General features: G+C 74.1%; 17 protein-coding genes. 6 read left to right on the top strand and 11 right to left on the bottom strand.

Annotated features, from left to right (window positions below; all coding sequences use genetic code 11):
- Positions 1 to 22: 22 nt before the first annotated feature.
- From V6U88_RS13250 to V6U88_RS13230, 5 genes are all read right to left on the bottom strand, one after another.
- On the bottom strand, positions 23 to 967 hold the full coding sequence (locus V6U88_RS13250; protein WP_334452851.1) for a hypothetical protein: 945 nt from the start codon (positions 965 to 967) through the stop codon (positions 23 to 25).
- Positions 968 to 1,464: 497 nt separating this feature from the next.
- Positions 1,465 to 1,920, bottom strand: a complete 456-nt coding sequence (locus V6U88_RS13245; protein ID WP_334452849.1) for a pyridoxamine 5'-phosphate oxidase family protein — start codon at positions 1,918 to 1,920, stop codon at positions 1,465 to 1,467.
- 74 nt (positions 1,921 to 1,994) lie between these two features.
- The gene (locus V6U88_RS13240) at positions 1,995 to 2,453 is read right to left on the bottom strand and encodes a helix-turn-helix transcriptional regulator (RefSeq protein WP_334452846.1); all 459 of its coding nucleotides are present in this window, start codon (positions 2,451 to 2,453) and stop codon (positions 1,995 to 1,997) included.
- Between the two features lie 28 nt (positions 2,454 to 2,481).
- A complete protein-coding gene (locus tag V6U88_RS13235; protein WP_334452844.1) occupies positions 2,482 to 2,892 on the bottom strand; it encodes a VOC family protein in 411 nt (136 codons plus the stop codon).
- Between the two features lie 88 nt (positions 2,893 to 2,980).
- Positions 2,981 to 3,508 (bottom strand): hypothetical protein, encoded by a 528-nt coding sequence (locus tag V6U88_RS13230; protein WP_334452842.1) that lies wholly within the window; start codon positions 3,506 to 3,508, stop codon positions 2,981 to 2,983.
- Positions 3,509 to 3,825: 317 nt separating this feature from the next.
- Here V6U88_RS13230 and V6U88_RS13225 point away from each other — a divergent pair, with 317 nt between their 5' ends.
- The 3 genes from V6U88_RS13225 to V6U88_RS13215 all read left to right on the top strand — a co-directional run bounded on the left by V6U88_RS13225 (position 3,826) and on the right by V6U88_RS13215 (position 6,081).
- Positions 3,826 to 4,968, top strand: coding sequence for a right-handed parallel beta-helix repeat-containing protein (locus V6U88_RS13225; RefSeq protein ID WP_334452840.1), 1,143 nt, complete (start codon positions 3,826 to 3,828; stop codon positions 4,966 to 4,968).
- A gap of 217 nt (positions 4,969 to 5,185) precedes the next feature.
- Complete coding sequence (locus V6U88_RS13220) at positions 5,186 to 5,635, top strand: ribonuclease domain-containing protein (protein ID WP_334452838.1); 450 nt, start codon at positions 5,186 to 5,188, stop codon at positions 5,633 to 5,635.
- Between the two features lie 59 nt (positions 5,636 to 5,694).
- The gene (locus tag V6U88_RS13215) at positions 5,695 to 6,081 is read left to right on the top strand and encodes a barstar family protein (RefSeq protein ID WP_334452836.1); all 387 of its coding nucleotides are present in this window, start codon (positions 5,695 to 5,697) and stop codon (positions 6,079 to 6,081) included.
- Positions 6,082 to 6,146: 65 nt separating this feature from the next.
- Here the strand turns inward: V6U88_RS13215 and V6U88_RS13210 are convergent, their stop codons facing one another.
- The 3 genes from V6U88_RS13210 to V6U88_RS13200 form a co-directional block, all read right to left on the bottom strand.
- On the bottom strand, positions 6,147 to 6,863 hold the full coding sequence (locus V6U88_RS13210) for an HD domain-containing protein (RefSeq protein WP_334452834.1): 717 nt from the start codon (positions 6,861 to 6,863) through the stop codon (positions 6,147 to 6,149).
- 59 nt (positions 6,864 to 6,922) lie between these two features.
- Entirely contained in the window at positions 6,923 to 11,077 is a 4,155-nt protein-coding gene (locus tag V6U88_RS13205; protein ID WP_334452832.1) for a SpoIIE family protein phosphatase, read from the bottom strand.
- 153 nt (positions 11,078 to 11,230) lie between these two features.
- Positions 11,231 to 12,238: a LacI family DNA-binding transcriptional regulator gene (locus tag V6U88_RS13200; protein WP_334453041.1), complete on the bottom strand. Its 1,008-nt coding sequence runs from the start codon at positions 12,236 to 12,238 to the stop codon at positions 11,231 to 11,233.
- Between the two features lie 153 nt (positions 12,239 to 12,391).
- On the opposite strand from V6U88_RS13200, the gene V6U88_RS13195 reads away from it, so the two are divergent.
- From V6U88_RS13195 to V6U88_RS13185, 3 genes are all read left to right on the top strand, one after another.
- The gene (locus V6U88_RS13195; protein WP_334452830.1) at positions 12,392 to 13,543 is read left to right on the top strand and encodes a Gfo/Idh/MocA family protein; all 1,152 of its coding nucleotides are present in this window, start codon (positions 12,392 to 12,394) and stop codon (positions 13,541 to 13,543) included.
- The gene (locus V6U88_RS13190; protein WP_334452828.1) at positions 13,540 to 14,691 is read left to right on the top strand and encodes a dihydrodipicolinate synthase family protein; all 1,152 of its coding nucleotides are present in this window, start codon (positions 13,540 to 13,542) and stop codon (positions 14,689 to 14,691) included. Before V6U88_RS13195 ends, V6U88_RS13190 begins: the two co-directional genes overlap by 4 nt.
- 71 nt (positions 14,692 to 14,762) lie before the next feature.
- The gene (locus V6U88_RS13185; protein ID WP_334453039.1) at positions 14,763 to 15,560 is read left to right on the top strand and encodes a sugar phosphate isomerase/epimerase family protein; all 798 of its coding nucleotides are present in this window, start codon (positions 14,763 to 14,765) and stop codon (positions 15,558 to 15,560) included.
- 63 nt (positions 15,561 to 15,623) lie between these two features.
- Here the strand turns inward: V6U88_RS13185 and V6U88_RS13180 are convergent, their stop codons facing one another.
- The 3 genes from V6U88_RS13180 to V6U88_RS13170 form a co-directional block, all read right to left on the bottom strand.
- Positions 15,624 to 16,640 carry a hypothetical protein gene (locus V6U88_RS13180; RefSeq protein ID WP_334452826.1) on the bottom strand — a complete coding sequence of 339 codons (1,017 nt, stop codon included), beginning with the start codon at positions 16,638 to 16,640 and terminating at the stop codon, positions 15,624 to 15,626.
- 80 nt (positions 16,641 to 16,720) lie between these two features.
- A complete protein-coding gene (locus V6U88_RS13175; protein ID WP_334452823.1) occupies positions 16,721 to 17,827 on the bottom strand; it encodes a nucleotide disphospho-sugar-binding domain-containing protein in 1,107 nt (368 codons plus the stop codon).
- A gap of 130 nt (positions 17,828 to 17,957) precedes the next feature.
- Positions 17,958 to 18,713 (bottom strand): hypothetical protein, encoded by a 756-nt coding sequence (locus V6U88_RS13170; protein ID WP_334452821.1) that lies wholly within the window; start codon positions 18,711 to 18,713, stop codon positions 17,958 to 17,960.
- Between the last annotated feature and the right edge of the window lie 53 nt (positions 18,714 to 18,766).

The following is an 18,766-nucleotide window of genomic DNA, read 5'->3' as shown; positions in this document are numbered from 1 at the left end:
TGCCGCTTGGAGGAATCACACATCACCGGGTCGGGTTGCTGCCGGAGTCTGCGGCTGCCGCCTGATCGCCGTCCGTCTTCGGCGTGTCGACCGCCGGCTCGGGCTGGCCGTTCGTCCGCCCCTCGTCTCGTGCCGGAGAGGCGGGATGGTCGAACCAGGTGTGCGGATGGAACACGTCGGCGTTGACGGGGCCCGCCGTCCGCAGTTTCCTGCTGACCTCCGCGGCGGCCTCGGCGTCCCGCTTGACCTGCTGGACGGCGCTGATCAGGTCGTCCTTGACGTCCTGCCCGAAGGTCTCTGTCGCCGGGCTGTCGACGAACAACTCCATGACCGTGATCCACTGCCGGCAGATCCGCTCGGCAGACTCGGCCCGCCGCCGGTGTACGTCGTATTCGCGCTCCACCTTGATGATCTGTTCACCGTACGGTCGGAGGAGTTCCCGCACCTGCTCGTCGAGCTCCACCGAGATCTCGGGTTCGCAGGTGACCAGGGCGTCTGCTTGCCCGAAGGTCCACCGGCCCTGCCTGGACAGTTCGTTTTGCAGCGCCATTTCGAGCTTGCCGGCCTGCGTCGCTGGGAGGGTGCGGGAGAGTTTCGCCGCGGCGCGTCTGACCCGCTGGCTCGCCTGTGGTGTCCAGGCCTGGGCGTACCAGCTGAGCCGGTCCGCGCCCAGCCGATTCGACGACCAGGTGAAGGTGACGCGGACGATGAAACGGAAGACGTAGTCCCGAGCCGGCACCGTGAGCGGCCCCGACGCGGTTCGTCGTTCAACGAGCTGGCCGGGTCGGGCTGGTGGGACGGTCGGTGCCGCGGCGGGCTCGGCGTCCTGCAGCGCCGCGACAAGCTGCTCCCAGCGCGTCTTCGCCCACTGTCCCGTCCGGACGGTCGCCTCCCAGGTCAGGTTCAGCCCACGCGACCCCCGTTGGGGCCATCGGGCAGGCGGCTTGGTGCTGGAGGTGCCCGTCATGTCGTCCCCCTGGCAGCCGGGGGCGCGATACCGCGCTCAACAGCGGAAACCCGTCGTCGTTGACGCGTCGATGAACGTGTTCACCACACGCTAACAAGCAGGCCGTCGCCTTCGCGGCGGTCGTGCCGGCCCGGAAGCGCGACACCCAGACAATCTGACAAATGCCGTGAATCGGTGATATCTCGGCCTCGCCGCACGTTGACCTGCTCAGGTCATGACGGCATGTTCGGTGATCGCCAACCAGCCACCCTCGCCGCCGCACTGCGGGCGCTGCCTCGGAAACAGGTACCAGTCCTGCACCGACAGAACCGGCCGCGGCCACGGCCGCGAAGAGATTCGCGAGGCGCCCGGGTACGCGCCGAGGCGGAACCATACCTCGTGGAACCGGCAGGATCGTCGTTCAGCACCCCGTCGCGCAGTAAGGGCCTCGGTCAGTGAACCCGGCGACGTCTACCCGCCCCGCTCGTGGGCGGGGCGGGTGTGTTCCCGGGCGGCGGTCAGCCGAGCCAGCGGCCGTCGCGCATGAGGACGCGTCCCTGCAGCTCGTCCGCCTCCCGCCAGGCCTGGACGCGTCGCGGCCGGATCAGGAAGTACTGGTAGGGCTCGTCGAGTTCGCGCGGGTCGAAACCGGTTCTGGTCGCGAACGCGTCGCCCGTCTCCGGGCCGAGGTCGGCGATGTCCACCGGCTCGGCGGTGCCGTCGACGATGACGACGTCGCGCGTCGGGCCGAGGCTGAGTCGTACCCGGGCGTCCGCCAGCAGGTTGCGGCCGGTGACCGAGGCGCGCGGCGTCGAGATGAGGAAGGTGGTTCCGTCCCAGAGGTACGACAGCGGGATGAGGTGCACGCCGCCCGGGGAGCCCGACGTCGCGACCCAGAGATCGACCTCGCTCTCCAGCTTCGCGCGAGTGTCGCGCAGCCTCTCCTTGAGCCCCCGCGGCGGCGCGTCCGTCATGCTTCCTCCAGCCACTTCGTGGTCATCGGTCGGTCCACCCGGCGGCCGTGTCGTGATCGGCGGCCAGGTAGGGCTCACGCTAGATGCGGCTCGGGAGCCGGCGCTTCTCGATTCCTGACCGGTCTGGTGACCTGCTTGGCGACGCACGGCGGCATGCCCGCCGTCGCGTGCGCCGCCTGGTCCCGGTAGACGCTGGGCGGCATGCCGACCAGCTCGGTGAAGCGGGTGCTGAAGGTGCCCAGCGACGCGCAGCCGACCGCGAAGCAGACCTCGGTGACGCTGAGATCACCACGACGCAGCAGCGCCATCGCGCGCTCGATGCGCCGGGTCATCAGGTACGAGTACGGCGACTCGCCGTAGGCCAGCCGGAACTGACGGCTCAGGTGCCCGGCCGACATGTTCACGCCCCGCGCGAGCGCCTCGACGTCCAGCGGCTGCACGTACTCCCGGTCGATTCGGTCGCGCACGCGGCGCAGCAGCGCGAGGTCGCGCAGCCGCTGCGCGAGTGCGCGCCCCCACGAGGGGTGACACATTGGCGAGCTCCTTTCACCAGCGGACGGCTCAGCGGAGCTCCCGGATGCGAACCAGGTTGCCCGCGGGATCGCGGAAGGCGCAGTCGCGGATGCCGTACGGCTGCTCGGTCGGCTCCTGGACGACCTCGGCGTCGCCCGCCTGCACCTTCTCGAAGGTGGCGTCGAGGTCCCGGGTGGCCAGCAGGATCCAGCCGTAGGTGCCCTTGGCCATCATCTCGGCGATGGTGCAGCGCTCGTCCTCGGTGACCCCGGGGTCGGCGGCCGGCGGCGCCAGCAGGATGGACGTGCCGGGCTGGTTGACGGGGCCGACCGTGATCCAGCGCATCGTGCCCTGTCCGACGTCGCTGCGGACCTCGAAGCCGAGGGTGTCGCGGTAGAAGGCCAGGGAGGCGTCCGGGTCGACGTGCGGAAGGACGGTGGTGTGAATGGTGATGTCCATGGCGATCACGCTAGTTGCGGCTGGGCGACCGGCGCTTCTCGATTCCTGATCGAGCCGGCCGCGTGTTCCGCCACACCGCCGTCGCCTGCTAGGCGGCGGCGCCGCAGTACACGCACTCGTTCCGCTCGGACCAGTCCTTGCGGTCCAGCGCTCCCGGGTCGATCGCCCGGTGCCCGAAGTGCCGGCGCACCGCCATCCGGAACCTCCACAGCGCCTCGGCGAACCGGTGGTACGCCTCGTGCCCGTCGGCGCTGCGCAGGTCCTCCCCGGCGCGGATCTGCCGCTGCATGTCGACCAGCCGGTGGAACGCGTCCTCGCCCGCCACCACCAGCTCCGGCGTGCCGGACATCAGCAGCCGCTCCCGTTCCTGGTACGCCCCGGAGTCGGTCATCGCCTGCCTGGTCGCGGCGCGGTCACCGGCGGGCGCGTTCCGCAGCATGCTGTGCGCGGTGCCCAGGGCGAGCGCGAAGTCGATGCAGGTACGCCACCGGTCGAGGTCCCGGTCCCGGTCCCGGGCGTCGCGCCCCCGGCGCAGGTCGACCAGGAAGCTGCCGGAGAGCGCGATGAGGGCGCCCGCTCCCGTGCTCAGCAACGGCATCCAGTCCATGGCGGTCATCGTGCCATCCGAGGGGAAGCAGCCAAGATCGAGGCGAGTGGCGGTTCTATGGGCGGGGGCGCCGCCGCGCTGCCCCGTACCGCCGGGCCGCGCGCCCTCGGCGAGAAGGCGACCTCGGCAGTGGACACGGTCGATGCGGCCGTCCATGCTGGCGTGCGCCAGGCACTGACGAGCGTTGCGGGGCGACCCGTACGGGGGCGCCGTCCGTCGCCGGGTGGCCACCGCGCGCGTCCCCCGGTCGGTGTCCGTCCTCCGCGCCCGACCGCCCGTACGGCGGACCGGGTCGACGCCCGGATGCCGCGATCCGAGGAGGACACGTGCAGGAGAAGAACACGGGCCGGCGCGCACTGCTGCGGGGTACGGCGGTGGCCGCGACCGCGGCGGTCGCCGCGCCGTTCGTCGGTGCGGCGTCGGCCGCCGAGGCCGCCGCCACCAGCGGCCTGCCGTGGGTCGGCCCGGCCGGCTCCGGCGCCACCTGGGAGGTGAACACCACCACCGGCGCGCAGGGGGCGATCAACACGGCCCTGAACGCGGTCGGCCCGCAGGGGGCGGTCTTCATCGCGGCCGGCACCTACTACGTCAAGGCGCCGATCGTGCTGCTGGACAAGCAGACCCTGGTCGGCGCCGGTCCGCTGTCGACGCTGCTGAAGGCGGCCAGTGGCTTCACCGGCGGCGCGATGGTCACCGGCACCGCCACCCGGATGTGCATCCGGGACATCGGGCTCGACGGCGTGAACCTGGCGGCCAACGGGGTGAACCTCCAGATCGCCACCAAGCCCACCCAGTACGGCCCGGACCCGGCGCCCTGGTTGTGCCGGGTGTTCGTCGCGAACACCACCTCCGACGGCATCTACCTCGGCGGTGCGTACCCGGGTGGGCAGCGCGAGTTCAAGCTGACCGACTGCCGAGTGGAGAAGGCGGGTGGCTGGGCGTACAACCTCCAGTCGTCGGACGGCTTCGTCAGCGGCTGCTCCGCGCAGGGCGGCGGCTCGGGCGGCTACCTGATCGGCGGCGGCAACATGAAGCTGTGGGGCTGCAAGGCGTACGGGACGGGTTCCGGGCCGACGCCCGGCCCCGCCTTCAAGGTCGCGTCGTCGCGGGCGACCATCGTCGGCTGCGAGGCGCAGGACACCTACGGCTGCGGGTTCGAGGTGTCCGGCCGGGCCGCCACGCTCTCCGGATGCACCGCCGACTCCACCGGCGTCGGCACCAACGACCGGTACTCGGCCGGCTTCTTCGTCGAGGCGGACGTGGTGAACATCGACGGCTGCTCGTTCCAGCGCGACGGTGGCGGCGCGAGCTGGATCGGCGCGCTGGGCATGCGCTGGGCGCTGCACCTGTCCGGCGCACCGGACTACCTGTCCGTACGCCTGGTCAGCGACCCGGCCCGCCCCGCTCCGTTCCAGGGGACCATCTTCGGCACGGCCGGATCCCACTCGTCGATCAGCGTGCTCGGCTGATCCGGCGGTAGGTGGAGCGGGCGCAGCGGAGGACGCCGTCGCTCCACGGGTGGCGGTCCATCCACACGTGGATGGACCGCCGACCGACCGGACGGCGACACCGGGATGTCATCGACCGTTGTGGACGAATTCGGGTGCCGGGGGCTTCTCGTCCGGACCGGTCGGGCCCGACACTGAAGGTCGAGATTAATCGATGCCTCGTGATCCGGAGGGCCCGATGACCATCCTCGCCACCCCGCCCGCCCCGCTCACCCGTCTGCGCCGCCTGGCCGCCACCTGCGCCCTGCTCACGGCGATGGTCGCCGCGGCGCTCGTCGGCCCGTCCGTGGTGACCCCCACGCTGACCGACTCCGCGTCCGCCTCGGTGTACAGCTCCTGCACGATGACCCGCTGCGCGGACGCCCGCACCGCCCGCTCCGGCTGGGCCGCCAAGGGATTCCCCACCAGCCGGGGCTGGTACAGCTGGAGTGGCGGCCTGTACAACTTCGCCGGCGGCCAGTTCTACAACCGTGAGGGGCAGCTCCCCGGCAACGCCACCTACCACGAGTACGACGTCTACCCCCGCGCCTACGGCGCCTCCCGCGACGCGTACCGGATCGTGGTCAACAGGAGCACCGGGGTCACCTGGTTCTCGCCGGACCACTACGCGAACTTCTACCGGCTCTGAGTCGGCAGCGGTCGGGCCGGGGGACCGCCCGGCCCGGCCCGAACGGAGAGGATGACCGGATGGACGCGCCCGACCTGCCCCCGTGGCTGGAGCTGACCACCGACCCGGTCACCGGCACGGTGGTCGTGCCGGGCACCGCCGCCCGGAACCGCCGGGACCTGTTCGAGCTGCTCGCGCAGGCCCTTCACCTGCCCGACTGGTTCGGGCGCAACTGGGACGCGCTGGCCGACTGCCTGCTCGACCCGGACGACGCCCGGCCGCTCGCCCTGTGCGTCGACGACGCCGACCAGCTCCTCGCCGACGAGCCGCCCGCGCAGTTCGCCACCCTGCTCGCGGTCTTCGACGACGTGTGGTCGCACGGCCGGTACCCGGTCCGGGTCGTCCTGCGTACCAGCTCGGACCGGCTGCCCGCGCTGCGCCGCCGCGTCGCCGCCGCCACGGCCTGACCCGCGGGGCCGGCGCCCTCGGGCACCGTCACCGCCGCCGGCGCGACCCGGGTCCTGCGCCGTTCCTAGTTGGGCTGGTCGAGGATCGCGCTGAACCGCTCCTCGGCCAGGTCGAGCTGGGCGAAGATGTGCCGCTTCACCGGCGCCGACAGCGGCGTGTCCGGCCGGCTGATCAGGTCGCGGAAGACCGGCACCAGCGGCCGGTACTTCGCCGCCGACCGGGCCACCTTTGGCCCGATGGTGTAGACCACGCCCAGCCCGTTGTCGGTGAAGTCCGACACCTTGATCACCCGCGCCCACGGCTCCCGGTCCAGGCTGGCCGCCACGTGCTCGCGGTACTGGGCGTTGCGGTCGCGGTCGGGGTCGTACTCCGGGTTGGTGACCGCGCCGACCAGCCGGGCGACCCGCGGGCCGAAGCGCGCGGCCAGCGCGGCCAGCGCCGCCGCCGTCGGATCGGCTTCGCCGGGCCCGGCCAGCTCGTCCGGGTGGTCCTCCACCGCGTCGTGCAGCAGGCCGGCGACGATGACGTCCACGTCGCGCACCTGGTAGTGGTGCATCATCCGGATCGCCACCCGCAGCAGGTGGTTCAGGTACGGCTCGCGCACCCGCCGGTCGTCGCGGTGCAGCTCAGCGGCGAGGTCGAGGGCGGCGGTGAGCCGGTCCCGCTCCGCCGGGTCGAACGCCCGGATCTCCAGCCGGAACCGCTCCAGCAGGCCGGGTTCGCCGTGGATCTCGGTGATCGCGTGCATCGGCATGGTCGCGAGGTACGGCGGGAACTCCATGGACCACTTATAGCCGATCTTCACTACCGGCCGGATCCCGCCGTCGCGTACGCGACGGCTCAGGCGGTGCCGGAGAGCCGCTTGGCCAGCCGTACGACGGTCCCCTCCGGGGTGCCGTCGATGCTGGCCTCGTCCATCAGCCGGGCCATGATCAGCCGTCCCCGGCCCCGCTCCCCGTCCTCCGCGCCGGCCTCCCGCCAGCCGCCGGTGTCGGCCACCTCGATCTCCAGCCGCCCGGCCCGCAGCCGCCCCCGCACCGTCACCGTGGCGCCCGGCGCGAACCGGTAGCCGTGTTCGATGGCGTTGGCGCACGCCTCCCCGATGGCGATCAGCACCGCCTCGATGTCGGACTCACCCACCCCGAGCCCGGTCAGCCAGGCCCGCAGCGCCTCCCGGGTGGGGGAGAGCTGTGCCGGTTCGGCGGCGAGCGCGGTGTGGAACACCGCCGGCTCGCGGTGCCGGTAGATCAGCACTGCGACGTCGTCGTGGCGGACGTCCGGCACCAGGTCGTGGACCAGCCGGTCGGCCACCTCGGCCTCCGGCTGCTGCCGACCCTCGGCGAGGATGTCCACCGCCCGGGCGATCCCCGCGTCGATCAGCTCCCGCCGCCGCTCCACCAGGCCGTCGGTGTAGAGCAGCAGCGTCGAGTCGGCCGACAAACTCGCCCCCGCCTCCGGGCGGCCACTGACCGCGACGCTGGCCAGCGGCACCGAGCCGGCCCGGTCCAGCAGCTCCGCGCTGCCGTCGGCGTGCATCAGGATGGCCGGCGGATGCCCGGCCGAGGAGTAGCGCAGCACCCCCAGCGAGCGGTCGACGATCGCGCAGAACACGGTGGTGTTGCCCCCGCCGGGCACGAACCGGGCGAAGTCGTCCAGCGCCGACAGCACCTCCGCCGGGCTCTTGGCCTGCAACAGCAGCGCCCGGCAGGCGTTGCGCAGCTGCCCCATCACGGTGGCGGCCGGCAGGCCCCGGCCGACGCAGTCACCCACCACCACGCCCACCAGATCGCCGGGGAGCGGGACCACGTCGTACCAGTCGCCGCCCACCTCTAGCGGGCGGAACGCCGGCTCGTAGCGGACCGCGAAGCCGGCCGGCAGCTCCACCGGGCCGAGCATCGCCCGCTGCATGGCCAGGGCCACCGTGCGCTGCGTCTCGTAGGCGCGGGCCCGGACCAGCGCCTGCGCCAGCGCGCCGCAGAGCTGCCGGACCAGCGGCCGGTCCAGCGTCGGCAACCGTCGTGGCGGGTCCAGTTCCAGCCAGATCCCGCCCTCGGGCACGCCGGGCTCGATCCGGGTGCCAAGGCCGGTCACCCGCCCCGCGTCGTCCCGCACCAGGGTCGAGCCGCCGTCGGTGCCCAGCCGCGCGAGGAGGCCCCGCACCCGGTCGGTGGGTTCGAGGCCCGCGCTGACCACCACCGGCGCCCCGGCGCCGTCGAGGGTGATCGCGATCCCGCGCGCGCCGCCCACCAGGTCGGCCAGCTCGGACAGGCCCGCGTGCAGGACCTCGGTGATGTCGGTGGCCCCGGCCAGCCGGCCGGAGAGGGCGGCCAGCGCGGCGCTGCGGGCCGCCACGCCGACCTCCGTGGTGACGTCGCGCAGGGTGGCGACGTAGAGCCGGCGGTCGGTGCGGGGTTCGCGTACCGAGTTGTAGACCGCCTCCACCCAGATCCGGTGGCCGTCGGCGTGCCGCAGCGGCAGCGTCACCCGGCCCCGGCCGGCGCGCGTCGCCTCGTCCAGCGCCGCCGCGAGCCGGGTCCGCTCGGCCTGGTCCAGCTCCCGGTCCGGCCACCAGTCGTACGGCGGGGGCGCGGGCAGCCGCAGCCGCTCGACGCCGATCAGCCGGCAGAAGGCGTCGTTCGCCTCCACCAGCGTGCCGTCCGGCTCGACCACCGCGAACGCGTCCTGCAACGAGTCGACCAGCGCGGTGCGCCAGGTCGCCTCGTGGTTGCGCAGCCGGGCCAGCTCCAGGTGCGCGCGGACCCGGGCCAGCAGCTCGACGGAGGAGAAGGGCTTGGCCAGGTAGTCGTCGGCGCCGGCGCGCAGCCCCTCCACCGCCGCCTCCTCGCCGGCCCGGGCGGAGAGCACGATGACGGGCACGGTGGCGGTGTGCCGGTCGGCCCGCAGCTCACGCAGCAGCCCGAAGCCGTCCAGCCGGGGCATCATGATGTCGGTGAGGACCAGGTCCGGCGGGGTCGCCCGGGCCCGCTCCAGCCCGTCCCGACCGTCCACGGCTGTGACCACCCGGTAGTGCGGCGCGAGCAGGCCGCCCAGGAAGTCCCGCAGGTCGGCGTTGTCCTCCACCACCAGCACCGTCGGGGCGCCCGCGGGCGGGGCCGGCGCGGGCACCGCGGCCGGCGTCGCCTCGGTGGGGCCCGTTCCGGCCGCCCAGCTCAGGGCGTCCTGCGGGTACGCGGGCCGGGCCGGCTCCGCCCCGACCCGCGCCGCGTCGGTGGGCCGGCCGTACGGCAGCCGGACGGTGAAGGTGGAGCCCTCGCCCTCGACCGAGCGCACCCCGACGTCGCCGCCGTGCAGCCGGACCAGCTCCTGCACCAGCGCCAGCCCGATGCCGGTGCCCTCGTGTGACCGTCCGCCGCTGCCGCGCACCCGGTGGAAGCGGCGGAACAGCAGCTCCTGCTGGTCGGCGGGGACGCCCACGCCGGTGTCGCTGACCGACAGGGTGACGTGTTCGTCGTCGCCGTGCAGGTGCAGCCGGACGGTGCCGGTGAGGGTGTACTTCAGCGCGTTGGAGAGCAGGTTGGCGACCACCTTCTCCCACATGTCCCGGTCCACGTGGGCGGTGCGGGGCAGCGGCTGGACGTCGACCTGGTAGTCCAGCCCGCCCTGGCGCATGGCGTGCGCGAAGGACTCGGCGATGCCGGCGGTGAGGGCGGCGAGGTCGGTGGCGGTCCGCTCGGCCTCCAGCCGGCCGGCCTCGATCCGGGCGAAGTCGAGCATGTCGTTGACCAGCTTGCGCAGCCGGCCGGCGTTGCGGCGGACCACCTCCAGCCGCTCGCGCTGGGCCGGCGGCAGCGGCTCGCGCTGGTCGGCCAGGCTCTCCTGTACCGGGCCGGTGATCAGCGTCAGCGGGGTCCGCAGCTCGTGGCTGACGTCGGTGAAGAACTCCGTCTTGGCGGCGTCCAGCTCGGCGAGGGCGGCGGCCCGGCGGCGCTCGGCCGCGTAGGCCAGCACGTCGGTCAGCGCGGTGGAGACCCGGTTGGCGACCAGGTCCAGGAAGTGCCGGTAGGGCTCGTCCAGCTCCCGGTACGGGGTGACACCGAGCACCAGCACGCCGACGGGCCGGGCCCGCCCGGTCGCCAGCAGGGGCAGGGCCATCGCCTCGTCGACCGGCAGGTCGTCCCCGCCGGCGGGGTGGCGCTGGCGGCGGGCCAGGCCGGTGATCCGGGCCGGTCGCCTGGTGCGCATCACCTGCGCCACCTCGGCGAGCTGACCCGGGGCGGCGCGGCCGTCCGGGGCGGTGTCGTCGACCAGGGGAGGGCCGAACGAGGCCACCAGGGTCAGCTCGTCACCGGGTGGCTGCCCCCCGCGCGCGTCGTCCGGGAGCTGCTCCTCGCGCAGGTAGACCAGCCCGAGGGGCAGGTCGGTGCGTCCCTGGGCGAGGATCCGGGCGGCCGCCCGGGCCGCGTCACCGGCGGTGTCCGCCTCGGCGATGGAGAGGTTTCCCAGGGTGCGCAGCAGGGCCAGGCGGCGGTCGCCCACCACCCGGCCCGTCACGTCGCTGGTGGCCACGAAGATCCCCGCGACGCTGCCGTCGCCGCGATGCACCGGGCTGTAGGAGAAGGTCCAGTACGTCTCCTCGCGGTAGCCGTGGCGCTGGAGGAAGAGCAGCTGGTTCTGCGCGTAGGTGGCGCCGCCGCCGCTGAGGACCTGCTCGGTCATCGGGCCGAGGGTGTCCCACACCTCGGCCCAGCACTCCGCGCCCCGCTGCCCGACCGCGGCCGGGAACTTGTCGCCGACCATGCCGGTGTAGGGGTCGTTGAAGATCTGCACCAGCTCGGGGCCCCACCAGAGCAGCATGGGGATCTTCGACGGCAGGACGGAACGCACGGCGGCGCGCAGTTCCGCCGGCCACGACTGGACCGGGCCCAGCGGGGTCGCCGACCAGTCGGTGGCCCGGTGCGCGGCGCTGGTCGGGTCGTCGCCCGGAAAGAGACGCGCCGCTGCCTCGTACGCGTCAGGGTCCGGTCCGGGCGCCACCAGCGGGCACCTCCATTCCCTCGCCAACCGGGTCGGGGCAGCCGTGCCGTCGCCCGTGGCACCCATTGTCCCCAGTTGGCGGTGATTTCGAACCTCGTCGGGAGGGTGAGCTGCCTCCACCGCCCGCAGGCGGCGGTCCCGTCCCGCCGACGGTCAGGCGGGGGCGGGGCCGAGGCTGTCGCGGCGGACCAGTTCGGCGGGGAGCACCTCGACCCGGGGACGGTCGACGGCCGGTTCCAGGGCCAGGGTCATCGCGCGGGCGCCCAGCTCGACCAGGGGCAGCCGGACGGTGGTCAGCGCGGGTGTCACGTCGGCGGCCACCGGCATGTCGTCGAAGCCGACGACGGAGACCTCGGCGGGGACCCGGACGCCCCGGGCGCGCAGCAGCGTCAGCGCGCCCACCGCCATCGAGTCGTTGAGCGCGGCCAGCGCGGTCAGCCCCGGTACGGCGTCCAGCAGCTCGGCCGCCGCGCGGGCGCCGCCGTCGCGGGTGAAGTCGGCGTACCGGACCCGCTGCGGCGGCAGCGTGGCCGCCATCCCCTCGGCGACGCCGGCCAGGCGGTCGCTGGTGGTGGTCAGCTCCCGGGGACCGGCGATCACGCCGACCCGGCGGTGACCCAGCCGGCGCAGTTCCGCGCCGAGCAGGCGCGCGCCGTCGGCGTTGGCCGGCATCACCGCGTCGCCGGGGTGCTCGTGCCGGCCGATCACGGCCACCCGGCCGCCGGTCGCCTCGTACGCGGCCAGCTTCTCGGTGAGCCGGGCGGTGAAGTCGGGGTCGTGGTAGCCCGAGCCGGCCAGCACGATCGCGGCGACCTGCTGGCCCCGCAGCATCTCGACGTACTCCAGCTCCCGCTCCGGATCGCGGTAGCTGTTGCAGATGATCACCAGCCGGCCCCGGTCGGTGGCCACCCGTTGCAGGCCCCGGGTCACCTCGGCGAAGTACGGGTCGGAGACGTCGTGCACCACCACGCCGACCACGCTGCGCTGCGGCCGGGCCAGCAGCTGGGCGTGCGCGTTCGGGACGTAGCGCAGGTCGGCGACGGCGCGCAGCACCCGCTCGCGCAGCTCGTCGGCGACGGGTTTGCTGCTGCCGTTGATCACCCGGGAGGCGGTGGCGGGGGAGACGCCCGCGCGGCGGGCGACGTCGGCCAGCGTCGCCATGGCCACCCCCGAACTGCCCGCCCCCGGTCCCGCGCCCCGCGGTCGGGCACAGGCTACCGCACGGGTGTCAGGAAAGCCCTTGCCCGCATGCCGAGCGGACCCCTACGCTGCCAGGAAAGCGCTTGCCTGAGCTGTCTCGACGGAAGGACGACCATGACCCGAAGGTCGATCGGCATCATCGTCAACGGCGTCACCGGTCGGATGGGGTACCGCCAGCACCTGGTCCGGTCCCTGCTGGCCATCCGCGAGCAGGGCGGCCTGCCGCTGCCCGACGGCTCCCGGATCTGGCCCGAGCCGGTCCTGGTCGGCCGCGACGAGGGCCGGCTGCGCGCCGTCGCCGAGCGGCACGGGCTCACCGACTGGACCACCGACCTCGCCGCCGCGCTGGCCCGCGACGACGTCGAGATCTACTTCGACGCCCAGGTCACCCAGCAGCGGGAGAAGGCCATCCGGCAGGCGATCGAGGCCGGCAAGCACATCTACACCGAGAAGCCCCTCGCCGAGTCCAGCGTGGCCGCGCTGGAACTCGTCCGCGCCGCCGACGCGGCCGGCGTCCGCACCGGCGTGGTGCAGGACAAGCTCTTCCTGCCCGGCCTGCGCAAGCTCAAGCGGCTGATCGACGGCGGCTTCTTCGGCCGGATCCTCTCCGTCCGCGGCGAGTTCGGCTACTGGGTCTTCGAGGGCGACTGGCAGCCCGCCCAGCGACCCTCCTGGAACTACCGGGCCGAGGACGGCGGCGGCATCGTGATGGACATGTTCCCGCACTGGCAGTACGTGCTGGAGGAACTCTTCGCCCCGGTACGGGCGGTCACCTGCCTCGCCGCCACCCACATCCCCGAACGCGTCGACGAGGCCGGCCACTCGTACCCGGCCACCGCCGACGACGCCGCGTACGGCATCTTCGAGCTCGACGGCGGGATCGTCGCGGCGCTCAACTCCTCCTGGTGCACCCGGGTACACCGCGACGAGCTGGTCGAGTTCCACGTCGACGGCACCGCCGGCAGCGCCGTCGCCGGGCTGCGCCGCTGCCGCGTCCAGCACCGGGCGGTCACCCCGAAGCCGGTGTGGAACCCGGACCTGCCGGCCACCGAGGACTTCCGCGCCCAGTGGACCGAGGTGCCGGACAACGAGGACTTCGACAACGGCTTCAAGGTGCAGTGGGAGGCGTTCCTGCGGCACGTCGTCACCGGCGCGCCGTTCGCCTGGGACTTCCTCGCCGGAGCGCGCGGCGTGCAGCTCGCCGAGCTGGGCCTGCGCTCGGCCCGCGAGGGCTGCCGCGTCGAGGTGCCGGAGCTGACCCGGTGAGCGGCACCGTCCGGCTGCCGGGCGTCGGGGCGTACCGGCTGCGCGGGGGCGCGGGGTTCGCCCGCCCCGCCGGCCCGGCGACCAGCCGGGTGGCGTACGCGGCGGCGCACGTGGTCGCCGATCCGGGGGCGGAGAACACACCGGGCGCCCCGGCCGCCGTCGACTGGGAGTCCACTCTGGCCTTCCGACGGCACCTGTGGTCGTACGGGCTCGGGGTGGCTGAGGCGATGGACACCGCCCAGCGCGGCATGGGGCTCGATTACCGGGCCACCCGCGAGCTGATCCGGCGCAGCGCCGCCGAGGCCCGGGCGGTCGGCGGCCGGATCGTCGCCGGGGTCGCCACCGACCAGCTCCCACCGGGGCCCGCCACCCTGACCGAGATACGCCGGGCGTACGCCGAGCAGCTCGCCACCACGGTCGACGCCGGCGCCCGTGCCGTGCTGATGTGCAGCCGGCACCTGGCGGCCGCCGCCGACGGCCCCGACGACTACCTGCGGGTGTACGGCGAGGTGCTGGCCGAGGCCGACGCGCCCGTCGTGCTGCACTGGCTCGGCGACATGTTCGACCCGGCGCTGGCCGGCTACTGGGGCTCGACCGACCTGGACGAGGCCACCGAGACGGTGCTGCACCTGATCAAGGACCACCAGCGGCGGATCGACGGCATCAAGGTCTCCCTGCTCGACGCCGACCGGGAGGTCGCGCTGCGCCGCCGGCTGCCCGCCGGGGTACGCCTCTACACCGGCGACGACTTCCACTACCCGGAGCTGATCCGCGGCGACGAGCAGGGGCACTCCGACGCGCTGCTCGGCGTCTTCGCCGCCATCGCCCCGGCCGCCGCCGCCGCGCTGGCCGCCCTTGACCGGGGCGACCTCGCCGGGTACGACGAGGCGTTCGCGCCCACCCTGCCGCTGGCCCGGCACCTCTTCGCCGCCCCCACCTGGCACTACAAGACCGGCATCGTCTTCCTCGCCTGGCTGGCGGGGCACCAGGAACACTTCCTGATGGTGGCCGGGCAGCAGGCCGGCCGCTCCCCGGCGCACCTGGCCCGGCTGCTCGTGCTCGCCGACTCCGCCGGCCTGCTGCCGGACGCCGAACTGGCCGCCGCGCGGGCCCGCGCCTTCTTCACCGTGGCGGGGGTGGCGCAGTGACCGCCCCCGAGGTCGCCGCCGGTGGTGCGGCCCGTCCCGGTGCGGCCCGACCCGTGGTGCCGGCCGAGGGGCTGGAGCGGTTCTCCTTCAACCAGGCCACGGCGAAGCACTGGCCGCTGGCCGAGGTCGTCGCGGGCTGCGCGGCGGCCGGCGTACCCGGGATCGGGCTCTGGCGCGAGCCGGTCGCCGAGTACGGCCTGGACCGGGCGGCCCGGCTGGTCCGCGACGCCGGGCTGACCGTCACCTCGCTGTGCCGGGGCGGCTTCTTCACCGCCCCGGGCTGGTACGACGAGAACCGGCGGGCCATCGAGGAGGCCGCCGCCCTGGGCACCACCGAACTGGTGCTGGTCTCCGGCGGGCTGCCGCCCGGCAGCCGCGACCTCGACGGGGCCCGGCGGATGGTCGCCGACGCCATCGCCCAGCTCGCACCGGAGGCCGCCGCCGCCGGGGTGCGGCTGGCCATCGAGCCGCTGCACCCGATGTTCTGCGCCGACCGGTGCGTGGTCGCCACGCTCGGGCAGGCGCTCGACATCGCCGAGCGGTTCGACCCGGCCGTGGTGGGCGTGGTGGTCGACACGTACCACGTCTGGTGGGACGACAGCGTCCACGACCAGATCGCCCGGGCCGGCGCGCGGATCGCCGCGTTCCAGGTGGCGGACTGGGTGACCCCGCTGCCCGAGGGGGTGCTGCTCGGCCGCGCCCTGCCGGGGGAGGGCTGCATCGAGCTGCGCCGGCTGCGAGAGGCGGTCGATGCGGCCGGCTACATCGGCCCGGTCGAGGTGGAGGTCTTTCACGCCGACCTCTGGTCCCGCCCCGGCGAGCAGGTGCTCGCCGCCGCGATCGCCGGCTACCGTGACCACGTCCGCTGACCCGCCCCGCCAGGGCTGGACGGCTTCGGACGACGCGCGGGGCCGCCGCGCGGCAGCCGCAGATCAGCGCCCGACGGCGCGGTCCACGCGGTGCAGGTAGCTGACGACGGCATGCGGATGACCTTCGGTCGAGGTGCGCAGCTCGCCGGTCGCGAGGTTGACAGCGAGCCCGCCGGCGACTCCGAACAGCCAGCCCAGGTCGGGTGCGAGGAGCTCACCGGCGGCGGCCGTTCCCAACGCCACGGCGACCGAGGCCGACCGGCGCACCCAGCGGAGCCCGGAGGCCCGGGTCGCCGATCTGAAATCGGCGAGCGCGGCGAGCAGCTCACGTTCCAGCGCCCTGAGCACATCCTCCGGCCGGTCGTAGTGTCGGCGGAGCTGCTCGAGGAGCAGCTCCACGCCGGCCACCAACCTGCGACGCTCGTCCTCGTACCGCTGCCGGAACGCGAGCAGGTCGGCGATGGACGTGTCCGGCGCGGGTGCGGGAAGCAGCCCGTCCAGCTCCACCAGCCAGCAGGGAACTGTGGGGTCAGTGCCGATACCGTAGTGCGGCCGGCCGAATTCCACCGCGCCCACGTACGGCGCGGTGCCCAGCCGGAACGACATCAGGTCATCGGTGTGTGGTTGCCACGGTACGCCGCTCCGACTCTGGGCGACCGAGTGCGCGATGACGGCGGTGAGCAGCAACTGCATCGCCGGTGACACGATCAACTCCCAGTCGTCGCGTCCGCGCCGGGCAAGTCCGCGGCTCAGGAGAAAGCGGCGGAGGGACTCGCTCAGCTTGGTCTGCACCACTCGGGTACGTCGGTCGCCGGTCTCGGCGGTCGGTGGCAGCAGATCGTCGAGAGGGACGCTGGTCAGCAGCCGCTCCAGGGTGGCAACGCCTTGGCCGAGGTCGAATCCGGCAGGTTCCCGTATCGGACGGTAGAGCCCGGCCGCGTCCACCCGGCGCAGGTCCTCGCCGAGCAGGTCCCGGTAGTCGTACGGGGTGATCGTCGCAATGACGTCCCAGTAGACCACGGCCTGGCGAAGCAGGCCCGGTGGTGGGTTGATCAGCGGGTAGTACAGCATCCCGGGCATGGCCTGACCATAGTCGGCCGATCAACATGCGCCGATGGCCGAGAGGCCGCCTCGGGCGGTGGGGCCGTGCGGGGGCGGCGTCAGACCAGCGCGGCCAGCCGGGGCACCAGCTCGGCCGGCGCCGGCATCGCGGCGATCTCCCGGCTGACCTGCCCGGCTGCGGTCCGCAGGTCGGCGTCGGTCACCAGGCGGGTCAGCGTCTCCGGGGTGATGTCCCGGGGTCGCAGCGCCAGGCCGGCGCCGCGGCGCGCCACCAGTTCGGCGTTGTGCCGCCGGTCGCCCGGTCCCACGGTGGCCAGCTGCGGCAGGCCGGCGGCGAGGGCACCGAAGACGCTGCCCGCCCCGCCGTGATGGACCAGGGCCGCGCTCGCCGGCAGGGCGGCGTCGAGAGGAATCCAGTCGACCACCCGTATGTTGCCGGGCAGCGCGCGGGCCGACCGGCGGTCCGGCCGGACCAGCACGAACTCCGCGTCCACCCGGGCGGCGGCGGCCACCACGGCGGGCATCGGCCCCTCGTCGCGGGGGCCGGTCAGGGTGCTGCGGCTGACCAGGATCCGGGGCCGCGCGCCCGGCTCGCGCAGCCAGTCCGGCAGGTCACCGCCGCCGACGTAGGAGGCGTACCGCATCGGCCAGCCGTCCTGGTGGGTCACGCTGGGCGGGGCGACGGCGAGGGCGGCGGCGGGCGGCGGCAGCTCGGTCAGGCCGTGCCGGCGCAGCGCACCGCCGAGCCGGGCGGTGGTGGCGCGGACCAGGTCCCGGCCGTCGAAGAGGGCGTTCTCCTGGCGGACCGCCGGCACGCCCAGCCGGGCGGCGGCCACCGCGCCGGCCACCGCGAACGGCTCGTGCAGCACCAGGTCCGGTCGCCACGCGGTGGCGAGCGCGACCACCCGGTCGGTGAGCTGGTCGTTGAGCGCGCCGAAGAGCAGGCCGGCACCCCGGGTGCCGCCGGTACCGGCCAGCTCGGCGCGGGCGATCAGCGGATGGCGCGGCAGGACCCGCAGCGCGATCCGGCCGAAGTCGAAGCCGGGCGCGACGTCGCGCACCGGCAGGCCGGCGCGCTCGACGGCCAGGCCGCCGCCCCCGGTGGCGAGCAGCACCTCGTGGCCGACGTCGCGCAGCGCGGCGGCGAGCGGCACGAGCGGGAAGACGTGGCCGACCAGCGGCGCGGAAACCACCAGGACACGCATGTGGCCGATCCTAGGACCAGCCGTCACGGGGCCGGCTCACACCGACCCGCGCGCGGTCGGGCGGCGCCGACCCCGCCCGACCGCGCTCGTACCGCGACGGCGCGGCCGACCCAGGGCCGCGTGAATGGAGTCAGCGGGTGGGGAGGGCGGCGGTGACGCGGACGGCCTTGACGATGGCGGGGATGGAACCGATCAGGAGGACCAGGCCCCAGACGATCGCGACCACCGCGAAGACCAGCGCGCCGACGTCGTCGAGGATGCTCACCACGACGACCGGCGCCAGGTTGTGCAGGAACTCCAGCAGCACCGTGCAGAGCAGCGTGGTGAGCGCCAGCAGCACCAGCCCCTTGTTCTGCAGGAAGCGGGGCTGGGCGAGCAGCAGCAGCACCACCCAGACCAGCTTGAGCAGCAGCACCAGGCCGAGCAGCAGGCTCGCCTCGCCGACCGGGAAGAAGCCCCACAGCGCCAGGTACGCCAGCGTGCCGAACGGCGCCGCCAGGAAAAGCGAGACCATGATGGACAGCTCCACGAAGGCGAGCACCAGCATCAGCAGCGACACCAGGATCAGCACGATCGAGAAGACCAGCGTCGCCACACCCTGCACCCGCCCCTGGATCCGGTCCGGCAGCACCAGGCTCAGGCAGAACAGCCCCGTCGTCCAGAGCGCCACCACGTCGATCAGCGCCAGGTAGCCGGTGCCCCGTCCGGACGGCTCGTCGACCCGGCCCACCTCGCCGACGTCCACGCCCAGGTCCTGGGCGCTGGCCCGCAGCGAGCCGCCCGCGTCCCCGCCGCCGGTGAGCAGCGACGCGCCCAGCTCCACCCCGACCACCAGCGCCACCGCCAGCAGCGCCAGCAGCAGGAACGGCTTGCGCAGCTCACCCATGGTGGGCCTCCTCACGGGTCGGGCCAGGGCGGCGGGACGACGGCGGGGGCCGC

It is taken from the genome of Micromonospora sp. CPCC 205739 (assembly GCF_036906795.1).
Classification (GTDB): domain Bacteria; phylum Actinomycetota; class Actinomycetes; order Mycobacteriales; family Micromonosporaceae; genus Micromonospora.
Note: the sequence above shows the minus strand (reverse complement) of the source record. Positions and strands in the feature narration are given on the sequence as shown.